7 protein-coding genes and 1 riboswitch are annotated in these 5,775 nt (G+C 39.7%); of the genes, 5 read left to right on the top strand and 2 right to left on the bottom strand.

Translation table 11 applies throughout. The annotated features are described in order from the left end of the window. From P9B04_RS13100 to P9B04_RS13085, 4 genes are all read left to right on the top strand, one after another. Positions 1–236: hypothetical protein (locus tag P9B04_RS13100; protein ID WP_342055436.1), on the top strand; the 236-nt coding region annotated here is incomplete at its 5' end. Beyond that, positions 221–703 carry a hypothetical protein gene (locus tag P9B04_RS13095; protein ID WP_342055435.1) on the top strand — a complete coding sequence of 161 codons (483 nt, stop codon included), beginning with the start codon at positions 221–223 and terminating at the stop codon, positions 701–703. The genes P9B04_RS13100 and P9B04_RS13095, both read left to right, overlap by 16 nt. Positions 704–1,047: 344 nt before the next feature. Beyond that, entirely contained in the window at positions 1,048–1,224 is a 177-nt protein-coding gene (locus tag P9B04_RS13090; protein ID WP_342055434.1) for a ribbon-helix-helix domain-containing protein, read from the top strand. Positions 1,225–1,575: 351 nt separating this feature from the next. Beyond that, positions 1,576–2,529 (top strand): hypothetical protein, encoded by a 954-nt coding sequence (locus tag P9B04_RS13085; protein WP_342055433.1) that lies wholly within the window; start codon positions 1,576–1,578, stop codon positions 2,527–2,529. Between the two features lie 196 nt (positions 2,530–2,725). Here the strand turns inward: P9B04_RS13085 and P9B04_RS13080 are convergent, their stop codons facing one another. Then, entirely contained in the window at positions 2,726–4,099 is a 1,374-nt protein-coding gene (locus P9B04_RS13080; protein ID WP_342055432.1) for a cytochrome P450, read from the bottom strand. Between the two features lie 1,095 nt (positions 4,100–5,194). Continuing rightward, the gene (locus P9B04_RS13075; protein WP_342055431.1) at positions 5,195–5,377 is read right to left on the bottom strand and encodes a DUF4278 domain-containing protein; all 183 of its coding nucleotides are present in this window, start codon (positions 5,375–5,377) and stop codon (positions 5,195–5,197) included. Positions 5,378–5,418: 41 nt separating this feature from the next. Beyond that, positions 5,419–5,494, bottom strand: a riboswitch (Glutamine riboswitch). 101 nt (positions 5,495–5,595) lie between these two features. Between P9B04_RS13075 and P9B04_RS13070 the strand changes: the two genes are divergently transcribed. Next, positions 5,596–5,775, top strand: a 180-nt coding sequence (locus P9B04_RS13070) for a hypothetical protein (protein ID WP_342055430.1), incomplete at its 3' end; no start/stop codon positions are given.

Raw genomic sequence — 5,775 nt, 5'->3', positions numbered from 1 at the left:
GTTTTATGAACATGGTTTGGAACTTTGTCTCGTCAGGTGCAAGATGTGAGTTATATATAGTTATGATGATGGGGTACGGGCCTAACTATTTTGGCGATGGTTTTTCAAGCCTAATTCAGTTAAACGATAATATAGCTTTCTCTCTTACTATAGGGGTATTCATTCATTCTAGTGATGGCACGGGAAATGTGCATGATGAGAAGGAGAAATTGTTAAGCTTATGTTGTCAGTGTTGAGTGAGGCGATCGCTAAGTTCTTTAAGGGCAAACGGGAATCTTATATTTATGGGATTCTATCTCATCCCACCGAAACTAAGGTTTTAATGCAACTAGATCGAGAAGGTTGGTTTCTTCCGGTTGTTCGGATAAATCAAGCAATAGACTATTATGATTTCGGAACAATTAAGCAAAAAATAGGGAAAAATTTGGGAATTTCGGTTAATCTTTTATATGTAGCTAGTCAGCATTACGATAAATCGAAACGTCAAATTCACAGCGTATATGTCCTAGAACAAGATGGTTCTATCTCAGAACTACAAGACGGTTCTTGGATCTCTCTCGAAAGGCTCTCAAATCTATCCTTAAAACAACCTGAACACAAATCAATAATAGAGCAATATTTAACAGAAATTGAGAGAAAAAATCTTCCCGAACTGCGCCCACCTTATTTTCTGCGAAGACTTTTGAAAGGCTATTCTTGGTGAGAAGAGCAACGCTTTTTAACGATTAAAGTATTCTATTTATTAGGTTTATGAGGGGACTGAGATCGCTAGAGAAGAGTGATTAGAAAAGGGACGGGAGATCCTTCAAATGAGACCTAAATAAAAACCAATTAACATACCCAAACCGACTCCAGCCAGACCTGAAAAAAAAGGATTATCAGTTTTCCCAGTAAGAAAGGAAAAAATGACAATTTCTGTTTGTCCTGAGTCAGTTAAGGCTAGTTGCGGTCTGTTAAAATATTTAACTCAATTGATGTAAATGCGTTAATTGAGTTAAAATAGTCAGTAGGAACAATTAAACTTTAGAATAGAAGAGGTAAACAAGAATGGCGGTAGCTGGCGCAACAGTGGTAAGACCTAAAGTAACGGTGTATTTTAACCAAGATATCTATGATTGGCTCAATGAGAAAGCAGAACGAGAAGTTAGGTCAGTAGCCAATTTAGTAGAGTATTTAGTCACAAAAGCTAAAGAAGAAGAAATCAGTCAAAAAAAGAACAAATAGTTCTCTGGCTATGTATGAGAGGAAGATTGATGGCTGTTGATGTCGAAGGGTCTAATTTCAATCTTTGCTCATTCTCATAAAAGCAAAAAGCTGGCTACCCCTATGGTGAAACGGAGACAACCGACTAACCAAGAGGGCAACCAAGCCCTATCAAACAAATATTTTATTACTTCTATTGTCGCCTAAAGTTTCCGACTAACGCCACTTTAAGGGTTGCCAGAAGACACAAGTAACTTCTGGAGAAATCAATGAAACGTAGATATAATCTGCCTTGTGGCGGATCAGAGCGTGATGGAAAAAATTTCTTAAGTTCCATCATTTACCCCCCAATATCTGAGAGAGGGGTTACAAATGGACTGGATTAGATTTAACCGCCGTACTCCCTGCCCAGTATGCCAAGGAGAAAGGAGTGATTGTCGTCAAAACACCACCACCGGCCTAGTTTACTGCCGAAGTCATGAAGCCAACCCTGTAGACTACCTATACAGGGGTCAAGACACCTGGGGCTTTAACATCTGGGCTAACAAAGCAGACGCAGAAGAATGGGCCCAACAAAACCGTCAGGAATGGCAACGGGAACAGCAACGGCAACGAGACTTAGAGCAACAACAACAACGAGAACAACTTAATGCCCTGCTATCTATCCCAGAACGAGATAAGGTAATTAGGGAAATCCTAGACCAACTAACCCTATCAGATGCCCATAGGGAGATTCTAAGAAATCGTGGAATAAGCGATCGCGAAATAGAAGAATCAAACTACCGCAGTGTCAAACAATGGCAAAAACTAAGCTCACCTGTCACTAACGAACTGTCAGGGGTGAAATATGATGGATTAAGCTTAATTAACCACACTGACGGGATACTAATCCCAATTCCTAACGAAGAGGGATTATACACCCATCTTAGGGTGAATGATCTGACCCCAGGAACCGAAAATAAATATTACCCTCTGAGTAGTTCCAAACGTGGGGTGAAGTATCATCTACCGTCAGGGGAGCAACCCATTGCCGTTTATTTGCCCCAGGAAGCCCCGCAAAAACCAATAATAGGGTTTACAGAGGGACTGGAATACAAACCCCTTCTAGCCTCATCTAACGTGGGGATTCCGATTATTGGGGCCAGTGGTGGGAATTTTGGCAGTAGTCCTGGGGCCATAGAAGCGGCGATCGCCTCGATCAAAGAGAGATATGGATGGGATGAAAATACCCAGTTCATCTTGTATGCTGATGCAGGAGCAATTATTAATGGAAATGTAGCGATCGCCTACAGCAAATTAGGAGAAATCGTACCAGATTTAACTTAGAAATTCCTTCGTCTCAATGTTAAGTTTTCTGTGATCGGCTTGACAAAGCAATTATCATTGTATCCAAACGAAGAAATGTCGGGGGTGATTCAACGAGCGATCTCACGGAAATCAGCGTAGCGATCGCCGATCTAATCAAACCACATCACGGTATAGTCCAGTTACCTGTGGCTTTGCCCATTGATCTGAGTGTAAGTTAGTGCTGATTATTTTGAGGAAGTTCTTTACTAACTAATTGAACTTTTAATCCAGAGCGTGGATGAAGAGTAGGTATAGCGTCGAGGGTTAAGTCCTGATTCGGGGAGATTTCCCACAGATAATTCCGCAATAACAGAGAAGCAAAAATCTTCATTTCCATCTGTGCAAAGGCATATCCCAAGCAAAATCTAGGTCCCCCGCCAAAACCCACTAAACTGTATTCCATTTTTTTGTGTTCTTCTCGCTCACCACTGAAACGATCAGGATCAAATTGTTGGGGATTAGTGAAAACATTCCGATCTTGATGGGAAGAATTAATGCGATAGGTCACAATCCAATCTTTAGGAACGTAATATCCATTAAAGACAAATGGTTTTACCACACCGCGAAATCCACCCCCCACTGGTGGATAAAGGCGTTCTACTTCTTTGATTATTTGCTCAAGATAGGTCATTTGTTTGAGTTTTTCTAAAGTTAAACCCCTTTCAATGCCTAATGCCATTTGTTCCTCTCTTGCCTTAGCTAAGATCTCAGGATGCTTCCCTAAAGCCATACAGAAACTAACTAGCATTGATGTAGTCGTTTCGTGACCAGCAAATAATAAAAGTAACGCTTGCACTTTTATTTCTTCTTTGCTTAGAGAACGGCCCGCTTCATCTCTTGTTTGTATCATTAAGCCTAGTGCATCTTCTTGGACACTTGAGCCTTTTTTTTCTATTTGTTGCTCAATATACTCTAACAGATGATCTCGTGCCGCTAAAGCTTTCCCATATTTAGACCAACTGGCACGGATTGGTAAGATAGCAAATAGGCCATTACTTAAATCCCCAAACCATTTGGCCAAAAGCTCAATGTTATCTTCTGGAGAACTTCCCAACAGTAATACACTAGCAATTTCAAAGGTCATTTGCTTCATTTGAGGAAACCAAGTCAAATTTTTTTGCTTTTCCCACCTTGATAAATATTTGCTAATGATTTGCTCCATTGTTGTCACATATTTAGTTAACGCTTGACCATGAAAAGCCGGCATTAACAACTTGCGGTTCCGTTTATGTTCTTCTCCATCTTGGACAAACAAGGATCTTCCTAAAAGTTCCTGGAAATTATTAGGCCAACCTTTTCCCCAAGAAAAATAATCTATATGACTCGATAATATAAACTTGTTGGCTTGTGCGCCACTCATAAACACTGTCTTTCGACCCAAAATATTAGTTTTATAAATTGAACCATATTGTTTTTCTCGCTTATCCCCAAAATCGGGATCTAGTAAAAATTGGATGGTTTCACCAACTAAAGGCAACCCTAAACGACCTGGAGGCAAAGAGTTTGACGGTTTGACGGAACTTTCCTCTGCTTTTATGTGTTTCTTCATTTCACAGTGATCTAGGGCTGTGTGCCGACTTCTGTACTGAAGTATGATAACTCATCAACCCTCCAAAGAGTAGTTCAGTTCCCCTGTTACCATGATGTTAGTCACAAATCATCTCAAAAAGGTAACCACGGGAAACGTTTATGAAACCATGCTTTCAGCCGATGCTTTTCTCTGAGTTACCTTTTTTTCAACATACCCAAAAATTGAAACAGAAAAACACAGCCAAGGTATAAATACTCAGCCCTGATGGTGTGGGGAAAAATCGTTGAAAAAAGACCCTGTATAATCTGAGGAGGTAACTAAGGAAAAACAATGTGGTTGAAACATAGATATAATCGATGCTGTGGCTAGTTACCTTTTCGTTGTCTATGGTAACTCTCGTTGCCTTCACTGAGGGGAACTGGGAGAGGATCTGCGATTTTATCCGCGCACCGCTTCGCTGTTCTCTGCCGAGAGCGCTTGTCAACGAGGGGTCTTACAACTCCTTCGCTTTAATGTTAACTCTTGTGTTATTAGCTTGACAAAGTTGCATTCATGGTAAATCAAAAGGGATTCAATTAGGAATAACTAAAACCGAGATTGCTTAACAAAACTGTTACATTTTTCTTATCGTTTTTTTGACCTTTTTTTATTATCAATGTAGATCAATGTGGAAGACTGTATTCTCAGAGCAGTCTTGAAGTGAGGAGTGTTGTAATTAACAAAACCCATTTATAATTGGGAGAGCTTCTCATGATAAAATTACCAGGATTAACTAAAGAATTATCTCAAACCTTTTGGGGCATAACAGTTACCGTCTTACTTGTATCTTTGCTTTAATAATTAATTAGTCAAACTCATTAATTATTAGCAAAAGAATTGTCTTTTTCTATCCAAATTACTAAAGTCGCAATTAACACAAAAATCAAACAAACATAACAGACAAACAAAGCTGTTTCTAACATAATAAAATATCCATTAACAAAAGGTGTTAGGAATATTAATCAGAGGAGAAGTCGGCTCTCCTTTCATTAGGTTTGATCATTGAAAATATAATCAATTCAGACCCTACCCTCCTCACAAAGAGCCGGGTCTGATTATTATTTTTTCTGGCTATTAAGCTTGCATTAATCCAATTTCATTGGCTGAGCGAATGTGCATCCTTGCCAAACAATCTAATTGTTTTCGTTGATGACGTAACATCAAGTAGCGGGACTTGTCTTTGATGTTATCGATTGTGGAAATGTCTACTGTTGGGGGATTATAGTCGTATTGGATACCACGATAAGTAAGTTGCATGGTTCAAGCCTCCGAATGTTAATTGTTTGTGGTGATCGGTAGGCGCGTTCCTTCAGGATAGTTCCTTACTTCCGTCCTCAGCATCTCCTCTATGGAGTAACTGAAAAGATGAACGATTTACTTTCTGTATCTATTGTTACAGTTTTGATATTAAATGTCAAGGTTAGCAGACAAAATTCCCTAGCCTCAATGTTAAGTTTTCAGTCATAGGCTTGACATTGCCATCATCATTGTATTCAAACGAGGTCAAGTCGACGGTTATTCAAAGAGCGATCTCGGCAGAGAGCAGCGAAGCGGTGCGCGGATCTAATCAAACCACATCACTACATAGTCCAGTTACCTTTTCTAAGGTGATTTCCGAGAAAGCTTTTCCCATAGGGGGGGTAATCCCTTGGACT

It is taken from the genome of Crocosphaera sp. Alani8 (assembly GCF_038442745.1).
Taxonomy (GTDB): Bacteria; Cyanobacteriota; Cyanobacteriia; order Cyanobacteriales; family Microcystaceae; genus Crocosphaera.
Note: the sequence above shows the minus strand (reverse complement) of the source record. Positions and strands in the feature narration are given on the sequence as shown.

Excerpts from the sequence above, each read along its gene's own strand:
- P9B04_RS13095 (WP_342055435.1), top strand. The coding sequence starts at position 221 with ATGTTGTCAGTGTTGAGTGAGGCGATCGCTAAGTTCTTTAAGGGCAAA.
- P9B04_RS13090 (WP_342055434.1), top strand. The coding sequence starts at position 1,048 with ATGGCGGTAGCTGGCGCAACAGTGGTAAGACCTAAAGTAACGGTGTAT.
- P9B04_RS13085 (WP_342055433.1), top strand. The coding sequence starts at position 1,576 with ATGGACTGGATTAGATTTAACCGCCGTACTCCCTGCCCAGTATGCCAA.
- P9B04_RS13080 (WP_342055432.1), bottom strand. The coding sequence starts at position 4,099 with ATGAAGAAACACATAAAAGCAGAGGAAAGTTCCGTCAAACCGTCAAAC.
- P9B04_RS13075 (WP_342055431.1), bottom strand. The coding sequence starts at position 5,377 with ATGCAACTTACTTATCGTGGTATCCAATACGACTATAATCCCCCAACA.